Origin of the sequence: Streptomyces sp. NPDC048623 (genome assembly GCF_040650755.1) — a bacterium.
In the GTDB taxonomy this organism is placed as follows: Bacteria; Actinomycetota; Actinomycetes; order Streptomycetales; family Streptomycetaceae; genus Streptomyces.
Genome location: NZ_JBEZHV010000014.1, coordinates 21,314 through 38,633 on the forward strand (window position 1 = coordinate 21,314; position 17,320 = coordinate 38,633).

15 protein-coding genes and 1 riboswitch are annotated in these 17,320 nt (G+C 72.1%); of the genes, 3 read left to right on the plus strand and 12 right to left on the minus strand.

Annotated features, from left to right (window positions below; all coding sequences use genetic code 11):
* Positions 1 to 21 precede the first annotated feature (21 nt).
* The gene (locus AB0C73_RS20865) at positions 22 to 1,371 is read right to left on the minus strand and encodes a peptidase C39 family protein (RefSeq protein ID WP_362532097.1); all 1,350 of its coding nucleotides are present in this window, start codon (positions 1,369 to 1,371) and stop codon (positions 22 to 24) included.
* A 168-nt stretch (positions 1,372 to 1,539) separates the two neighbouring features.
* On the opposite strand from AB0C73_RS20865, the gene AB0C73_RS20870 reads away from it, so the two are divergent.
* Complete coding sequence (locus AB0C73_RS20870) at positions 1,540 to 2,190, plus strand: hypothetical protein (RefSeq protein ID WP_362532099.1); 651 nt, start codon at positions 1,540 to 1,542, stop codon at positions 2,188 to 2,190.
* 306 nt (positions 2,191 to 2,496) lie between these two features.
* Entirely contained in the window at positions 2,497 to 4,386 is a 1,890-nt protein-coding gene (locus AB0C73_RS20875) for an AAA family ATPase (protein ID WP_362532101.1), read from the plus strand.
* A 36-nt stretch (positions 4,387 to 4,422) separates the two neighbouring features.
* On the opposite strand, the gene AB0C73_RS20880 is transcribed toward AB0C73_RS20875, so the two are convergent.
* From AB0C73_RS20880 to ribD, 10 genes are all read right to left on the minus strand, one after another.
* Entirely contained in the window at positions 4,423 to 5,529 is a 1,107-nt protein-coding gene (locus AB0C73_RS20880) for a hemolysin family protein (RefSeq protein WP_362532104.1), read from the minus strand.
* Positions 5,526 to 6,866 carry a hemolysin family protein gene (locus tag AB0C73_RS20885; protein ID WP_362532107.1) on the minus strand — a complete coding sequence of 447 codons (1,341 nt, stop codon included), beginning with the start codon at positions 6,864 to 6,866 and terminating at the stop codon, positions 5,526 to 5,528. Before AB0C73_RS20885 ends, AB0C73_RS20880 begins: the two co-directional genes overlap by 4 nt.
* A gap of 278 nt (positions 6,867 to 7,144) precedes the next feature.
* Complete coding sequence (locus tag AB0C73_RS20890) at positions 7,145 to 7,597, minus strand: PH domain-containing protein (protein WP_362532110.1); 453 nt, start codon at positions 7,595 to 7,597, stop codon at positions 7,145 to 7,147.
* Positions 7,598 to 7,620: 23 nt separating this feature from the next.
* A complete protein-coding gene (gene hisG / locus AB0C73_RS20895) occupies positions 7,621 to 8,469 on the minus strand; it encodes an ATP phosphoribosyltransferase (protein WP_362532113.1) in 849 nt (282 codons plus the stop codon).
* A gap of 91 nt (positions 8,470 to 8,560) precedes the next feature.
* Entirely contained in the window at positions 8,561 to 8,833 is a 273-nt protein-coding gene (locus tag AB0C73_RS20900; protein ID WP_362532116.1) for a phosphoribosyl-ATP diphosphatase, read from the minus strand.
* A 48-nt stretch (positions 8,834 to 8,881) separates the two neighbouring features.
* Complete coding sequence (gene ribH / locus AB0C73_RS20905) at positions 8,882 to 9,367, minus strand: 6,7-dimethyl-8-ribityllumazine synthase (protein WP_356072063.1); 486 nt, start codon at positions 9,365 to 9,367, stop codon at positions 8,882 to 8,884.
* Positions 9,368 to 9,421: 54 nt separating this feature from the next.
* The gene (locus AB0C73_RS20910; RefSeq protein WP_362532118.1) at positions 9,422 to 10,699 is read right to left on the minus strand and encodes a bifunctional 3,4-dihydroxy-2-butanone-4-phosphate synthase/GTP cyclohydrolase II; all 1,278 of its coding nucleotides are present in this window, start codon (positions 10,697 to 10,699) and stop codon (positions 9,422 to 9,424) included.
* Positions 10,696 to 11,334: a nicotinamide mononucleotide transporter family protein gene (locus AB0C73_RS20915; protein ID WP_362532120.1), complete on the minus strand. Its 639-nt coding sequence runs from the start codon at positions 11,332 to 11,334 to the stop codon at positions 10,696 to 10,698. The genes AB0C73_RS20910 and AB0C73_RS20915 overlap by 4 nt, the downstream gene beginning before the upstream one ends.
* Positions 11,331 to 11,963: a riboflavin synthase gene (locus tag AB0C73_RS20920; RefSeq protein WP_362532122.1), complete on the minus strand. Its 633-nt coding sequence runs from the start codon at positions 11,961 to 11,963 to the stop codon at positions 11,331 to 11,333. Before AB0C73_RS20920 ends, AB0C73_RS20915 begins: the two co-directional genes overlap by 4 nt.
* Before the next feature lie 2 nt (positions 11,964 to 11,965).
* Positions 11,966 to 13,042 carry a bifunctional diaminohydroxyphosphoribosylaminopyrimidine deaminase/5-amino-6-(5-phosphoribosylamino)uracil reductase RibD gene (gene ribD / locus AB0C73_RS20925; RefSeq protein WP_362532125.1) on the minus strand — a complete coding sequence of 359 codons (1,077 nt, stop codon included), beginning with the start codon at positions 13,040 to 13,042 and terminating at the stop codon, positions 11,966 to 11,968.
* Positions 13,043 to 13,220: 178 nt separating this feature from the next.
* Positions 13,221 to 13,350: riboswitch (FMN riboswitch) on the minus strand.
* Positions 13,351 to 13,601: 251 nt separating this feature from the next.
* Between ribD and AB0C73_RS20930 the strand changes: the two genes are divergently transcribed.
* Positions 13,602 to 15,980 (plus strand): chitinase C-terminal domain-containing protein, encoded by a 2,379-nt coding sequence (locus AB0C73_RS20930; protein WP_362532128.1) that lies wholly within the window; start codon positions 13,602 to 13,604, stop codon positions 15,978 to 15,980.
* Between the two features lie 130 nt (positions 15,981 to 16,110).
* On the opposite strand, the gene AB0C73_RS20935 is transcribed toward AB0C73_RS20930, so the two are convergent.
* Positions 16,111 to 17,235, minus strand: a complete 1,125-nt coding sequence (locus tag AB0C73_RS20935; protein WP_362532130.1) for an ROK family transcriptional regulator — start codon at positions 17,233 to 17,235, stop codon at positions 16,111 to 16,113.
* Positions 17,236 to 17,320 lie beyond the last annotated feature (85 nt).

Consider the following 17,320-nt stretch of genomic DNA (forward strand, 5'->3'; position numbering starts at 1 on the left):
CGGCCGTCGGGCTGTGCACGCTCACAGCAGGCCGAGCGACCGCAGCGCGCGGTGCTGACTTGGTGCTGACTTGACCGGCCAGAAGATGTAGCACACACCGCCCGTACCGCTTCTGACCTTGCCGTTCGCGTCGTAGCGCTTGGTCCGCAGCCAGATGTTCTCCCACTCGCGCCGCCGGTAGACCCGGCGGACGGCCTCGTTGTCCGGGGAGGCGGGGTCGTTGGCGATCACGTCGCCGTCCTCGGTGAAGCCGATGACGGTCATCAGGTGGCCCGAGGTGCCGTAGCCGGCGCCGGTGAGTTCGTCCTTGAGGAAGGACTGGGACGTGATGGCCGGGATGCCGGCGCGGATCAGGGTCTCCAGGTCGGTGAGCGAGTGCAGGCGGGTGACGACCGCGTTCAGGTCGGGGTAGGAGGCGGCGTAGGCGGCGTTGAAGGGCCAGTTGCCGCAGCCGGCGTACTGGTAGTCGTAGGTGGAGCGGGCCGCGTGGCAGACCTGGGGGTCGGCGAAGGCCGGGTTCACCCAGGCCAGGTCGGCGGAGGACGGGCGGCGGTCCCAGTACTCGATGATCATCTGCGAGGAGGTGGGGCTGCACCAGGCCTCGCCGCCGTTGTCGTACTCGGGGTACTGGCCGACGTGGGTGTTCTGCGAGTAGCGGGGCACGGTCAGCTCGTGGGCGAGGCCGGGCAGCGACGCGGGGACGGTGAAACGGTCCGGGATGTCGGAGGCCATCGCGCCGAGGCGCCGGACCACAGGGGTGAGGTTCGTGCCGGGGGTGCGGTGGAGGGTGAGGCGCAGCTGGTAGGAGAGGAGGCGGAGGCCGCTCGCCGGGTCGTCGACCGAGAAGGTGTCGGTCCAGATGGAGGCCTTGCCGTCGCTCTGGTCGTCCACCGAGGTGCGGCGGATGTCGGCGTCGCCGCTGGCCCAGCGGCCCATCACGAACCAGGGGGTGTCGGTGCCGTCGCCGTAGCTGCCGCGCAGGTCGACCTGGATCCAGGTGCCGGGCGGGGTGTGGGCGTTCCAGGAGGCGATGACCTCGGTCGCGGGGACCGCGGAGGTGTGGACGGGCGAGGTCCAGGTCGCGTACTCCCAGGTGCTGGTCCGGCCGGTGTGCGGGTCGGCGTAGTCGGTGCGGCCGGCCGGGGTGTCGATGACCAGGCCGGGGCGGTGGCCGGCGACGGCCCGGGTGCCGGAGGCGGTGCCGCAGCGCCAATCGGTGTACGTGGACCAGAAGTGGTTGTCCACGAGGCCAGGGGCACGACTCGGGGCCTCGTCGGCAAGGGCCGCGGCCGGCGCGACGGACGCCGCCGTTCCGGCCGCCGCGGCGAGGGCGGCGGCGAGGACGGTGCGGCGCGGGGTGGCAGGGGGCATGGGCGGTGACCCTCCAGTCGGTGGTGGCGAACGGATGGGCTGCGGGCCCACTATCGCGGCTCGCGGACGCCTCCCGCCAGCGATTCGACGCGTGCCGCCCGAGCAATATTGGTCTCCACCAGTGGCAGGGCGAGCCCCGCTGACCTGGGGCTCCCCTACCCTGAAGCCATGACCGCCGACCCCGGCCCCGACCCCGACCTCGACCGCGCCGCCGCCGCGCTGCGCCGGCTGCCGCCGTCCTGCGGCCCGGTGCGGCTCGTCGCGGTCGACGGGCATGCCGGATCCGGCAAGTCCACGCTCGCCGCCCGGCTGTCCGCCGCCCTGGACGGCGCGCCGGTGCTGCATCTCGACGACCTCGCGAGCCATGAGGAGCTCTTCGAGTGGACCGGACGGCTCCTGGGCCAGGTCGTCGAGCCGCTGTCCGAGGGCCGGACCGCGCACTATCACCCGTACGACTGGAATCTGCGCGCCTTCGGTCCGCCGAGGCCACTGCCCGCGGCGCCCGTGGTCCTGATGGAGGGCGTGGGGGCCGGGCGGCGGGTGCTGCGGCCGTTCCTGGCGCGGCTGCTGTGGATGGAGCGCGGTCCCGAGGAGTCGTGGCGGCGCGGCCGGCGCCGGGACGGACCGGCGCAGGACGCGTTCTGGGACGGCTGGACGATGGCGGAGACTCGCCATTTCGCCGAGGACCCCTCGCGGCCCTTCGCCGACACCCTGGTACGGGAGCGCGGGGAGGGTTACGAGTGGCTGCCAGGGCCTGCTGTGACAGCGGGCCCGAACCAGATCATCACCGAACGTGACGACTCCCCGGCCGCAAACTGAGTGGCCTCGACTCCGCTTCCGCAAGTGCCTCAACTCGGCTTGACCCAAGGGGCGTACAGGTCTTACGTTCTCAATGTGCGGCTCTTCGAAGCCGCCGCGGACGCGAAGCCCCCGGTTGTTCCCCCGTGATCGGGGGCTTCGTTCCGCCCTCACCATCACCGTGGGTCACGGCCGGTGAGCGGGCCGCGGATCGCGTCGATCGCGGCCGATCGGCTCCTTCTCCCTCTTCACGCACCCCCTGCGCAGGTACGATGCCCCTCGGTGCGGTCAATTCCCGTCCACGTGTAGACGGTTGTGGGGGACCCGATGGACTTCGGCACACAGGGCACGCATGCCCCCGCCGAGCTCGCCTGGCTGCGCGGAGTCGACGCCTACACGATGGGCGCCTATCCGCAGGCCGAGGAGGAGTTCCGGACGGCGGTGCGCATCGACCCCGGCATGGCCGACGGCTGGCTCGGGCTGCACGCGCTGCGGGTGGACACCACGACCGCGCTGCTGCGGATGTACCGCAACCGGGAGCGCTTCGGCGAACAGCGGACCCGGCACCGCCGCACCCTCAACTCCTGGTACTGGCTGGGCTGGTGGGTGCAGCCGGTGCTCGAGACCCCGCGCGATCTGCTGCTCGCGCACGCCTCCCACTGGCTCGACGGACGGCATGTGCCCGAGCTCGACCGGGCGCTCGCCGGGCTCCCGCCGGTAGACGCCGACCCGCAGGTGCGCTTCCTGCACGCCTGCCGCGCCTATCTGGTCAAGGACTGGGACCAGCTCGTACGGCACACCGAGCCGCTGGTCGACGATCCGCTGCTCGGCATCGAGGCGGGTCTTTTCGGCGGCATGGCCCGGGTGCGCCTGGAGATGTACGGGCAGGCCGAGCCGCTGCTCGCGGCGGCGCTGATGCGCTGCCGCAGCGAGCAGCCGCAGCGCAAGGAGCTGCGCTACTGGCTGGCCCGGGCGCACGAGGGCACCGGCCGGTCCGCGGCCGCGCTGCCGCTCTACCGGGCGGTGCACCGGATCGACCCGGCGTTCATGGACACCGCGGCGCGGCTCGCGGCCATCGCCGAGTACGACGGCTTCGAGGGCCCGGACGACCCGGTGGGCTATGCCCCGGCGCTGTACGGCGGGCTCGGCCAGGACACCGTGGACGGCGAGCGGGACGGTCCGGAGGTCCCGGGCGGCGACGGGCTGCTGCTCCGGCCGGAGGCCGGGCCGCCGCCGGCACCGCCGGAGCCGCCCGACTTCGTACGGCAGAAGGCGGCGGTCCCGGCGCAGCCGGCGCCGCCCCGCTTCCCGGCCAGCCCCACCGACCCGGCGCTGCTCGCCGAGGCGCTGGCGGAGCTGGAGCGGATGGTCGGGATGGAGCCGGTGAAGCGGCAGGTGAAGGCGCTGTCGGCGCAGCTGGAGATGGCCCGGCTCCGGGCCGGACAGGGCCTGCCCGTCCAGCCGCCGAAACGGCACTTCGTCTTCTCCGGCCCCTCGGGCACCGGGAAGACCACGGTGGCCCGCATTCTCGGCCGGGTGTTCTACGCGCTCGGGCTGCTCGGCGGCGACCATCTGGTGGAGGCCCAGCGGGCCGATCTGGTCGGCGAGTACCTGGGCCAGACCGCGGTCAAGGCCAATGAGCTGATCGACTCGGCGATCGGCGGGGTGCTCTTCGTCGACGAGGCCTACTCGCTCTCCAACACCGGCTACAGCAAGGGCGACGCCTACGGCGACGAGGCCCTTCAGGTGCTGCTCAAGCGGGCCGAGGACAACCGGGACCATCTGGTGGTGATCCTGGCCGGCTACCCGGAGGGCATGGACCGGCTGCTGGCCGCCAACCCCGGCCTGTCCTCCCGTTTCACCACCCGCGTCGACTTCCCCTCGTACCGCCCGCTCGAACTGACCGAGATCGGCAAGGTGCTCGCCGCCGCGAACGGCGACGGCTGGGACGAGGAGTCGCTGGACGAGCTGCGCTCCATCAGCGGGCATGTCGTCGAGCAGGGCTGGATCGACGAGCTCGGCAACGGGCGCTTCCTGCGCACCCTGTACGAGAAGTCCTGCGCGTACCGCGATCTGCGGCTGTCCGGCTACGCCGGCACACCGGGCCGCGAGGACCTGGCCACGCTGCGGCTTCCGGACCTGATGCAGGCGTACGGCGAGGTGCTCTCGGGGCGCGGGCCGATGGACCGCGGACCGCAGGAGCCGCCGGGCATCTGACCGGCGGCTCCGACGGGAGACGCGAACCGGCCGGGATCAGCCGGCGAGCGCCCGCGCGGGCGGCTGCGACGGCCCCGGCCCCGAGGGGTGCCGCACCACGGACCCGACCCGGTGCGCGGGGTCGCGGACCTCGCCCACCAGCATCTCCAGGACGTCCTCCAGGGCGACCAGGCCGAGCACCCGGCCGGAGGCGTCGGACACCTGGGCCAGATGGGTCGCGGCCCGGCGCATCACGGTGAGCGCGTCGTCCAGCGGCAGTTCCGCCCGCAGCGTGGCCATCGGGCGCCACACCTGCTGGGGCACCGCCCGTTCCCGGTCCTCCAGGTCCAGGATGTCCTTCACGTGCACGAAGCCCATGAAGGCGCCGCGGCCCTCGGCCCGTACGCCCTGGGCGCGGACCGGGAAGCGGGAGAAGCCGGTCCGCACGGTCAGTTCCTCGATGTCCCGGGGAGTGACCGACGGGGGCACGGTGACCAGGGAGGCGGAGGGGATGAGGACGTCCGTCACCGGGCGGGTGCCGAGCTCCAGGGCGTCCTCCAGGCGCTCCTGCTCCGCCGGGTCGAGCAGTCCGGCCTGACCGGCGTCCTCGACGAGCCGGCCGAGCTGGGCGCTGGTGAAGACCGCCTCCACCTCGTCCTTGGGCTCGACCTTGAAGGCCCTCAGGACCAGGTGGGCGCAGGCGCCGAGCGCGCTGGTGACCGGTCGGCAGAGGCGCGCGAAGCCGACCAGGCCCGGGCCGAGCGCGAGCGCGGTGCGCTCGGGGTCGGCCATGGCGAGGTTCTTCGGGACCATCTCGCCGATCACCAGGTGGAGGAAGACCACCGCGGCGAGCGCGATCACGTACCCGAGCGGGTGGATCAGGCCCTCCGGCACGCCCACGGCGTGGAAGACCGGTTCGAGCAGCCGGGCCACGGTCGGCTCGGCGACGGCGCCGAGGGTCAGCGAGGCGACCGTGATGCCGAACTGGGCGGCGGCCATCATCTGCGGCAGGTTCTCCAGGCCGTACAGGACCTGGCGGGCCCGCTTGCCGCTGCGCTGCTCGATCTGGCTGCGGCGCACGGAGACGAGCGCGAACTCGGCGCCGACGAAGAAGCCGTTGGCGAGCACCAGGAGCGCAGCGAAGAGGAGGGGAAGCAGGCTCATCGGGCCGTCTCCGCTCCGACGGGTACCGGGGCGGTGCGCACGATGCGCACCCGCTCGGCGCGGTAGCGGTCGACCTGGCGGACCGAGAGCCGCCAGCCGGGGAGTTCGGCCCGGTCGCCCGGGGCGGGGATGCGCCCGAGCAGATCGGCGACGAGCCCGGCGACCGTCTCGTACGGTCCGTCGGGCACGTCGAGTCCTATCCGGTGCAGGGTGTGCACCCGGCAGGAGCCGTCGGCCTCCCAGACCTGGGTGCCGTCCTCGGACGGCACCGCGGCCAGCTCCGGCCGCTCGTCGGCGGCCCTGTCGTGCTCGTCGCGGACCTCGCCGACGAGCTCCTCGACGATGTCCTCCAGGGTGACGACACCGGCGGTGCCGCCGTACTCGTCGACGACGACCGCGATGGGCTGCTCGCGGCGCAGCCGTTCCAGGAGGGCCTGGGCCGGCAGCGACTCGGGGACGAGCAGCGGCGGGACGGCGATGCGGCCCACCGGGGTGCGGTGCCGCTCGTGGGGGACGACGGCGAGCGCGTCCTTGAGGTGGACCATGCCGACGACCTCGTCGATCCGCTCGCGGTAGACCGGGAAGCGGGACAGGCCGGTGGCCCGGGTCAGGTTGAGGACGTCGGCCGCGGTGGCGTCCGACTGGAGGGCGCTCATCTTCACCCGCGGGGTCATGACCTGCTCGGTGGTGAGCCCGCCGAGCGTGAGGGTCCGTACGAAGAGGTCGGCGGTGTCCTGTTCGAGGGCGCCGGCCAGGGCCGAGTGGCGGGCCAGGGAGACCAGCTCGCCGGGGGTGCGGACGGAGTCGAGCTCGTCGGCCGGCTCCACGCCGAACAGCCGGACGAGCCGGTTGGCGACGGTGTTGAGAAGGGCGATCACGGGCCGGAACAGGCTCGCGAAGACATGCTGCGGTCCAGCCACGAAGCGGGCCACCTGGAGCGGCCGGGAGACCGCCCAGTTCTTCGGGACGAGTTCGCCGACGACCATCTGCACGGCCGAGGCGAGCAGCATGCCGACGAGCACGGAGATGCCGGAGACGGCGCCTTCGGGCAGGCCGGTGGCGGTCAGCGGCGCGTGGAGCAGTCCGGCGAGCGCGGGCTCGGCGAGCATGCCGGTGACGAGCGAGGTGATGGTGATGCCGAGCTGGGTGCCGGAGAGCTGGAAGGACAGCTCGCGCAGGGCCCGGACGACACCGCGGGCGCGGCGGTCGCCTTCGGCGGCGGCGCGCTCGGCCTCGGCGCGTTCGACGGTCACGAGGCCGAACTCGGCGGCCACGAAGAAGCCGTTGGCGAGGATCAGCAGGAGGGCTGCGGCGAGCAGCAGGAGCGAGACGATCATGCCGCCGCCTCGGGTGAGGGGGCGGCGCAGGTACTACCGGACGATCCGTCCATTGCCGGAGGGAGTCACTCCTCGGGTCGAAGGGTGGCCTCGCGGGCCGCCGGCGGGCGGCCCTGCACAAGCGAGGCGGTGGTGCCGCTCGGCACCACCGCCACCAGATTAGTCACGCCCGCGCCGTCGCGGGCAGGGGGTCGGCCCCGTATGGGGGACGGATCAGGGTCCGTCCCCCGGTCCGGCCGGGGTCGGAACCGGGTCGAGGGTCAGGGCCGGGGGCCGGGTCAGCGGGACTCGGTCCCGGTGCCGTGGGCCTCGGCGAGCGCGCGCAGCGCGCGGGCGTCGCGGATGGCCTGCTCCTTGGCGATGCCCGGCTGGATGCCGAGGGCCGGCAGGCTGGTGCCGTCGCTCAGGTCGAGGAAGACCCAGGCGTCACCGGGGCGCAGGTTGACCCGGAGCACCTCGGCCCAGGCCAGCCGGCGCTTCCGGGTGATGTTGACGACCGTCACGCCCTCGTCGTCGGCGACCACCTTGGGCCGGCTGAGCAGCACCATGACGCCCAGGAAGAGCGTGGCGGTGAGGACGAAGCTGGCCCGCTCCCCCGGGTGCATCGGGTCCAGGATCAGCCCGAGGGCCGAGACGACGACGAATATCGTCGCCCCGAGGGTCAGCAGCACGGCCCGGGTGCGGCCCGGCCGGAAGGTGACCGGGAGGGCGGGAACGGCGGAGTCGGACATGGGAGTGCCGGTTTCCTTGGGTCTCAGAGGCGGCAGGCGTGGATGGCCGTGGTGAGGATGGCGCGGGCGCCCAGCTCGTACAGGTCGTCCATGACCTTCTGCGCCTCCTTCGCGGGGACCATGGCGCGCACGGCGACCCAGCCCTCGTTGTGCAGCGGCGAGACGGTGGGCGACTCCAGGCCCGGGGTGAGGGCGACGGCCTGCTCCAGGTGCTCGGCGCGGCAGTCGTAGTCCATCATCACGTAGGAGCGCGCGACGAGGACGCCCTGGAGGCGGCGCAGGAACTGCTGCACCTTGGGGTCCTCGGCGGTGGCGCCGGCCCGGCGCACGACGACGGCCTCGGAGGTGAGGATCGGCTCGCCGATGACCTCCAGGCCCGCGTTGCGCAGGCTGGTGCCGGTCTCGACGACGTCCGCGATGATCTGGGCGACGCCCAGCTGGATCGCGGTCTCGACGGCGCCGTCGAGGTGCACGACGGAGGCGTCGACACCCTGCTCGGCCAGGTGCTTGGCGACGATGCCCTCGTAGGAGGTGGCGATCGTCATCCCGTGGAAGTCCGCGGGGCCCTCGGCGGTGCCGGGGCGGGTGGCGTAACGGAAGGTGGAGCGGCCGAAGTTCAGCGGCAGGATCTCCTCGGCGTTGGCGCCGGAGTCCAGGAGCAGGTCGCGGCCGGTGATGCCGATGTCGAGCCGGCCGGACGCCACGTAGATCGCGATGTCCTTGGGGCGGAGGTAGAAGAACTCCACCTCGTTCTCCGGGTCGACGGTGACGAGTTCCTTGGACTCCTTGCGCTGCCGGTAGCCCGCCTCATGGAGCATCTCCATCGCAGGTCCGGAGAGAGAACCCTTGTTGGGGACGGCGATGCGCAGCATGGGACGGGCTTCCTTTGCCTCAGGAGGTTTTCAGGGGTGTTCGGGGTTTCGCGTGCTCGGTGCTCAGAGGGGGTTCTCGAAGCGGGGATGCTCAGAGATGGGCGTAGACGTCGTCGAGCGAGATCCCGCGGGCCACCATCATCACCTGGACGTGGTACAGCAGCTGCGAGATCTCCTCGGCGGCGGCCTCGTTGCCCTCGTACTCGGCGGCCATCCAGACCTCGGCGGCCTCCTCGACGACCTTCTTGCCGATGGCATGGACGCCCTTGCCGACCAGTTCCGCGGTGCGGGAGGTCGCAGGGTCGCCGGTCTCGGCCTTGAGCTTGAGCTCGGCGAAGAGCTCTTCGAAGGTTTTGTTCGCCATGATGTCCTAAGAGTACGGGGTGGGGAGGTCCGGCCCGGCGTCAGGGTTTCAGCGCCAGGGCTCGCTGACCGTCCGCAGGATGGTGGCGGTGGCGACGGCCGCGGTGACGGCCTCGTGGCCCTTGTCCTCGGACGAGCCCTCCAGGCCGGCCCGGTCCAGCGCCTGCTCCTCGTTGTCGCAGGTGAGGACGCCGAATCCGACGGGTACGCCGGTGTCGATCGAGACCTGGGTGAGGCCCTGGGTGACGCCCTGGCACACGTACTCGAAGTGCGGCGTTCCGCCGCGGATGACGACACCGAGCGCCACCACCGCATCGTAGCCGCGCTGGGCGAGCACCTTGGCCACGACCGGGAGCTCGAAGCTGCCCGGGACGCGCAGCAGGGTGGGCTCCTCGATGCCGAGCTCGGCGAGGGCGCGCAGGGCGCCGTCGACGAGGCCGTCCATGATCTTCTCGTGCCACTGGGCCGCGATCACGGCCACCCGCAGGTCGCCGCAGTTCTTCACGCTGAGGACGGGTGCGCCCTTGCCGCTCATGTCTCTCCTAGCCGGTTCGTACGTACGTGCTGATGTGCTGATGTGCTGGCGTGCCTACTGGTTGCCGCAGGTGGGGGCGGCGGCGCCGTCCAGCCACGGAAGGTCGTGGCCCATCCGGTCCCGCTTGGTGCGCAGGTACCGCAGGTTGTGCTCGCCCGCCTGGACCGGCATGGGCTCGCGGCCCTGGACGGTGAGGCCGTGCCGGGTGAGGGCGACGACCTTGTCGGGGTTGTTGGTCATCAGGCGCAGGCTGCGCACGCCGAGGTCGGCGAGGATCTGCGCGCCGGCCGCGTAGTCGCGGGCGTCGGCGGGCAGGCCCAGCTCCAGGTTGGCGTCGAGGGTGTCGCGGCCGCGCTCCTGGAGCTCGTACGCGCGCAGCTTGGAGAGCAGTCCGATGCCGCGGCCCTCGTGGCCGCGCAGATAGACGACGACCCCGCGGCCCGCCTCGGTGACGCGGTCCATGGAGGCCTCCAGCTGCGGGCCGCAGTCGCAGCGCAGCGAGTGGAAGACGTCGCCGGTGAGGCACTCGGAGTGGACCCGGACCAGGACGTCCTCGCCGTCGCCGAGCTCGCCGTGGACGAGCGCGACGTGCTCGACGCCGTCGACGGTGGAGCGGTAGCCGTACGCGGTGAAGTCGCCGTGCCGGGTGGGCAGGTGGACCTCGGCCTCGCGGCGCACGGTCGGTTCGGCGGAGCGCCGGTAGGCGATCAGGTCCTCGATGGAGATGATCGTCAGACCGTGCTTGCGGGCGAAGGGGATCAGCTCGGGCAGCCGCAGCATGACGCCGTCCTCGCCGGCGATCTCCACGATGGCGCCGGCCGGGCGGAGTCCGGCGAGCCGGGCGAGGTCGACGGCGGCCTCGGTGTGCCCGTTGCGGACCAGGACGCCGCCGGGCTTGGCGCGCAGCGGGAAGACATGGCCGGGGCGGACGAAGTCGCCGGGCTCGTAGTCGCCGCTCGCGAGCATCCGCAGGGTGGTGGCGCGGTCGGCGGCGGAGATGCCGGTGCTGACGCCGTGGGCGGAGCTCGCGTCGACGGAGACGGTGAAGGCCGTCTTCATCGACTCGGTGTTGTGGTCGACCATCTGCGGCAGCCGGAGGCGCTCCAGCTCGTCCCCCTCCATGGGGGCGCAGATCAGGCCGCGGCACTCGCTCATCATGAAGGCGACGACCTCGGGGGTGGCCTTCTCGGCGGCGAGGACGAGGTCGCCCTCGTTCTCGCGGTCCTCGTCGTCCACGACGACCACGGGGCGGCCGGCGGCGATGTCCGCGATGGCCTGCTCGACGGGGTCGAGGGTCAGGTCGGTGGCGTCCCACATCGGCAGCGCGCTCATGCGTGGGCTCCTTCCAGGGTGGGGGCGGTCGTGCGGGAGCGGAGCCACCAGTCGCGCATGCCCCACAGGACGAGCGCTCCGTAGATGACGTAGACGAAGCCGGAGAAGGCGTAGCCGTTGGCGAAGTTCAGCGGGACGCCGACGAGGTCGACGAGCAGCCAGGCGAACCAGAACTCGACCATGCCGCGGGCCTGGGCGTACATGGCGACGATGGTGCCGACGAAGATGTACGCGTCGGGCCAGGGGTCCCAGGACAGGTCCGGGTAGGCCTTGAAGAGGAGGGCCACGGCGACGGTGCCCGCCGCGGCGGCGGCGATCATCGCGCCGCGCTCGCGCCAGGTGGCGAAGCGCACGGAGATGTGGCCGTCCGTGCCCTGGCCCTTGCCGCGGCTCCACTGCCACCAGCCGAAGAGGGCGACCAGCATGACGACGGCCTGCTTGCCGGCGCTGCCGGTGAGGTGGCCGTAGAAGGCGCCGAAGAGGACGAGGCCGGCCAGGAACTGGACGGGCCAGGTCCACACCGAGCGGCGCCAGCCCAGGGTGAGGGCGACCAGGCCGAAGATGTTCCCGATCATGTCCGACCAGATGATGTGCTGGTCGAGGAGGGTGAACGCCTCGGAGTTGAGCCAGTTCACTTGACGTTCTCCTGTCCGTCCGTGGGTCCGGTCGACGGTCCGTTCGGGCCGAGCAGCCGCTCGACGTACTTGGCGATGACGTCCACTTCGAGGTTGACCGGGTCGCCGCTCTGCTTGATGCCGAGCGTGGTCAGCGCGAGGGTGGTGGGGATGAGGCTGATGGTGAACCAGTCGTCGCCGACCTCGACGACGGTGAGGCTGACGCCGTCGACCGTGATCGAGCCCTTCTCGACGACGTAACGGGCGAGCTGCGCGGGCAGGCCGACCCTGACGATCTCCCAGTGCTCGGAGGGCTCGCGGTCGAGGATCGTGCCGGTGCCGTCCACGTGACCCTGGACGATGTGCCCGCCGAGGCGCCCGCCGACGGCCATGGGCCGCTCCAGGTTGACCCGGGAGCCGACCTCCAGGGCGCCGAGCGAGGAGCGCTTGAGGGTCTCGGCCATCACGTCGGCGGTGAACTCGCCGTCGCCGAACTCGACCACCGTGAGACAGACGCCGTTGACGGCGATCGAGTCGCCGTGCCGGGCGCCTTCCGTGACCACGGGGCCGCGCAGACGGAAGCGGGAGGCATCCTCAAGCTGCTCGACGGCGACGACCTCGCCCAGCTCTTCGACGATTCCGGTGAACACGGTCAGGCTCCCTTGAGGGTCGCAGTGATGCGGAGGTCGGATCCGATGCGCACGGTCTCGGTGACGTCGAGGCGCAACGCTTCCGCGATGGTGGTGATTCCGGCGGCGGCGAGGGCGTTCGGGCCCGCGCCGAGGAGGACCGGGGCGAGGTAGCCGACCACCTGGTCGACGGCGCCCGCGGCGACGAAGGCGCCCGCCAGGGTGGGGCCGCCTTCGAGGAGGACGGAGCGGACGCCACGCGCGTACAGGGCGTCCAGGAGGGCGGGGACGGAGAGCCCGCCGGCGGCGGCGCGGGGCAGCCGTACGACGGGTTCGAGGGCGGTCTCGGCGTCCTCGGCGACCGCGATCAGGGTGGGTGCGGCGTCGTCGAGGACCCGGGCGCCGGGCTTGACGGCGGTGGCCTCGGTGTCGACGACCACGCGGAGCGGCTGGACGGCGCCCTCGATGCCGCGTACGGCCAGGTGGGGGTCGTCGGCGCGGGCGGTCCCGGAGCCGACCACGACCGCGTCGGCCTCGGCGCGCAGCCGGTGCACGTCGGCGCGGGACTCGGCGGAGGTGATCCAGCGGGAGGTGCCGTCGGCGGCCGCGATCCGGCCGTCGAGGGTGGCGGCGTACTTCCAGCGGACGAAGGGGCGGCCGGTGCGCACGGAGGTGAGCCAGGCCAGGTTGCCGGCCTCGGCCTCGGCCTCCAGGAGCCCCTGCTCGACCTCGATCCCGGCCGCGCGCAGGGTGTCCGCACCGCCCATGGCCTGCGGGTTCGGGTCGCCGACCGCGTACACGACGCGGGCGATCCCGGCCTCGGTCAGGGCCTGGGCGCAGGGGCCGGTGCGGCCGGTGTGGTTGCAGGGTTCGAGGGTGACGTACGCGGTGCCGCCGCGGGCCAGGACACCGGCCGCGCGCAGGGCGTGGACCTCGGCGTGCGGGCCGCCGGCGCGCTCGTGGTACCCCTCGCCGACCTGGTGGCCGGAGGCGTCGGTGATGACACAGCCGACGACCGGATTGGGGCTGGTGGAGCCGAGACCGCGGGCTGCGAGCGCGATCGCGCGTCGCATGGCGGTGATGTCGGCCTGGGTGGCCACCGGGTCCTCCTGCCTCTTCGGGCACGGACTCCGGGGCCTGTCGATGACGACAGAGAGCGGGTACGAGGGCCTCGCGCAGGGTGCGCCGAGGCCGAGGGTCCTCCGGTGCGCCTCCCCCGCGTACGGGTACGGCGACCAGCGGACGTACGGCCGGCTCACCCCTGACAGGGGTCGCCCGCCGCGCACTGCCTCCCATCCGGACTTTCACCGTCGGTCCAGGAATCCCACCTGGTCAACCGGCCGCTGGCTGCGGACGGGTCGCGGACTATACCGCCGGTTCGGAATTACACCGACCCCGGAGTGCGCTGCTGCTGATACAGGCCCAGTGTGCCACGGACCGCGACCGGCCATACGGGTGAGGCCCTGTGGGCTCACTCACAATCGGTCATGACCCTGCCACGAAACCCTTCGTTGGTCCAGACCTATTGACGCACTGGTCTAGTCCTCTTAATGTCCGTGTCACCTCCGAGGCACGGCCCGCCGGGTGCGCACTCCACGGGCCCAACACGACCCACCCCCTTGTTCGTTGAGCAATCCTGACCTCCTATGGAGGAAGATCGTGTTGTCCCCCACCCAGAAGAGGGCCTCGCTGCTCGCGTCCGGTGCCGCCGTCGCCGGGCTGCTGATCAGCTCCCTCGCCGCCGGCGGCGTCTCGTACGCGGCCGACAACGAGGCCTGCCGCCCCGACGGCCTCTACAAGACGCCCGGCGTCGACGTCCCGTACTGCTCGGTCTACGACACCGAGGGCCGCGAGAAGATGGGCGCGGACCACCAGCGCCGGGTCATCGGCTACTTCACCGGCTGGCGCACCGGCAAGAACGGCGAGCCCGCCTATCTCGCCTCCGACATCCCGTGGGACAAGGTCACCCACATCAACTACGCCTTCGGGCACGTCGGCGGCGACAACAAGCTGTCCGTGGGCACGGACGGACCGAACAACGCGGCCACCGGGATGACCTGGCCCGGTGTCGCCGGCGCCGAGATGGACCCGGAACTCCCCTACAAGGGCCATTTCAACCTGCTCAACAAGTTCAAGAAGCAGCACCCGAACGTGAAGACGCTGATCTCGGTCGGCGGCTGGGCGGAGACCGGCGGCTACTTCGACGACAACGGCAACCGGGTCGCCTCCGGCGGCTTCTACTCGATGGCGACCAACGCCGACGGTTCGGTCAACCAGGCCGGGATCGACACGTTCGCGAACTCCGCCGTCGACTTCATCCGGACGTACGGGTTCAACGGCGTCGACATCGACTACGAGTACCCGACCACGATGAAGGACTCGGGCAACCCGCTCGACTGGCAGCTCTCCAACGCGCGCCGCGCGGGCCTCGTCCAGGGCTACGCGGCCCTGATGAAGTCGCTGCGCGAGAAGCTCGACCGGGCCGGCGCCACCGACGGAAAGCACTACATGCTGACCGTCGCCGCGCCCTCCTCCGGCTATCTGCTGCGCGGCATGGAGACCTTCCAGATGCAGAAGTATCTGGACTACGTCAACATCATGTCCTACGACCTGCACGGCGCCTGGAACGAGTACGTCGGCCCGAACGCCTCGCTGTTCGACGACGGCAAGGACGCCGAGCTCGCCGCCGCGAGCGTGTACTCCACCTCGCAGTACGGCGGCATCGGCTACCTCAACACCGACTGGGCGTACCACTACTTCCGCGGCTCGATGCCGTCCGGCCGGATCAACATCGGGCTGCCGTACTACACCCGCGGTTTCAAGAACGTGCAGGGCGGCACCGACGGCCTGTGGGGCAAGGCCGCCACGACCACCTGCCCGGCCGGCTCCGGCCTGACCAAGTGCGGTGACGGTGCCGTCGGCATCGACAACCTGTGGCACGACAAGGACACCAACGGGCAGGAGTCGCCCGCCGGTTCCAACCCGATGTGGCACGCCAAGAACCTCGAGAAGGGGATCGTCGGCGACTACGTCACGACGTACGGCTTCCCGTCGGGCACGACGCTGACCGGCACCTACGCCCGGAAGTACGACGCGACGCTGGTCGCGCCGTGGCTGTGGAACGCCGAGAAGAAGGTCTTCCTCTCCACCGAGGACGAGCAGTCCGTGGCCGCCAAGGCCGACTACGTGGTCGACCGCGGCATCGGCGGCACGATGATCTGGGAGCTGGCCGGCGACTACGGCTGGAACGCGGCCAAGGGCCAGTACGAGATGGGCGACACGCTCACCTCGCTGATGTACGACAAGTTCAAGGCCGCCACCCCGTACGGCGCGAAGAAGTCGAACAAGGCGCTGCCGGCGCAGGCCGTGAACGTGGGCGTGGAGTTCACCGAGTTCAAGCTCGGCGACTCCAACTACCCGATCACCCCGAAGCTGAAGATCACCAACAACACCGCCACCACGCTGCCGGGCGGCACGGAGTTCCAGTTCGACTACGCCACCTCGGCGCCGGGCAACGCCTCCGACCAGTCCGGTTTCGGCACCACGGTGATCAGCAGCGACCACACGGGCAACAACGTGGGCGGTCTGAAGGGCGACTTCCACCGGGTCTCCCTGAAGCTCCCGTCCTGGCAGTCGCTCGCCCCGGGCGCCACGGTCGACCTGGCGTTCAACTACTACCTGCCGGTCTCGACCCCGTCGAACTGGACGGTGAACATCAACGGCACGACGTACGCGCTCGCCGGTGACCTGACGCGCGGTACGACGACGGTGGAGCCGGGGGGCTTGACCGCCACCCCGACGCCGACGCCGACCACCACCTCGCCCACGCCGACCCCGACCACCACCTCGCCGACCCCCACCCCGACGCCGACCGGGGGCACCTGCACCAACCCGGCGTACGTCGCCGGCCAGGTCTACACGGGTGGCCAGACCGTCTCCCACAAGGGCCACAACTGGAAGGCCAAGTGGTGGACGCAGAACGAGGAGCCGGGCACGACCGGTGAATGGGGCGTCTGGCAGGACCTCGGCGCCTGCTGACCCGTTCCACACCGGCCCGTACCACCCGAAACCCCCGGCGGCGGTTCTCACGGCCCTTGCCGCCGCCGGGCCTCCCACCGCGCCGCGTCCCCCTGTCCGGGGCGCGGCGCGGCCGCGTTCCCCCCAGGTGCTACGGGAAAAGCTGGTCCTGCGCCTCGTCGCGGGCCCGCAGCAGGGCGCCCCGCAGCACCGCCGCGTCACCGAGTGCCGTGGCCCGCACCTCGGTGCGCAGCGGGGACAGCCCGGCAAGCGCGGTCTCGACGCGGGCGGCGAGCTCCGGACCGCCCTGGTGGCCGGTCTCGCCGGCCAGGACCACGCAGCCCGGGTCCAGGACGGCGGCCACCGCGGCCGCGCCGATCGCGAGGCGCTGGGCGAGGGCGTCGAGGAAGGGGCCGTGGCCGGAGGTGAGCGCCGTGGCCGGGTCCAGGCCGTGGGTCACGGCCAGGGCCTCGACGGCGGCGCCGCAGGCCAGCTCGTGGAAGCCGCCGTCGCAGCCGGTGGCCGAGGGCGGCCCGGAGGTGCCGGGCACCGGCAGGAAGCCGATCTCGCCGGCGCCGCCGGAGGCCCCGCGGCGCACGCGCCCGTCGAGGACGACGGACGCGCCGATGCCCTGGCCGAGCCAGAGCAGGACGAAGTCGGCCCGGTCGCGGGCCGCGCCCTCGCGCAGTTCGGCGACGGCGGCGAGGTTGGTCTCGTTCTCGACCAGGACAGGGGCGGGGAGCCGTTCCTGGAGGACGCCGATGAGCCGGCGGTGCCAGGCGGGCAGTCCGGTGGAGTCGCGCAGTTCGCCGGTGGCCGGGTCGATGAGGCCGGGCGCGCCGACGGCGACGGTGTGCAGCCGGTCGGCGCCGGCCTCCCGTACGGCCTGCTGGAGGAGGGTGACGGCCTGCTCCACGGCGGCGCCGGTGCCGCCGGTCTCGCTGACGGGCGCGGCCGTCTCGGCGAGGGTGGTGCCGAGGAGGTCGGAGACCACGACGGAGACGGACCGGGTGCGCACGTCGAGCGCGGCGAGATGGGCCCGGTCGGCGACGATCCCGTACAGCTTGGCGTTGGGGCCGCGGCGCTCGGCGCCGGCCTCGCCGACGACATGCACGAGTCCGGAGCCGCTGAGCCGTTCGACGAGGTCGGCGACGGTGGGGCGGGACAGTCCGGTGAGTGTCTTCAGCTGGGTCGCCGTCAACGGGCCCTCGTCCTGGAGCAGTCGCAGGGCGAGCCGGTCGTTGATGGCCCGTGCGGTACTCGGGGATGCGGCCATGCTGGGATCCTCTCAGACGATCACGGACGTCCCGGTGCCGGACCACTATTTATCAGGCAGGGTTCCTGATAGTTTACGCGACGAC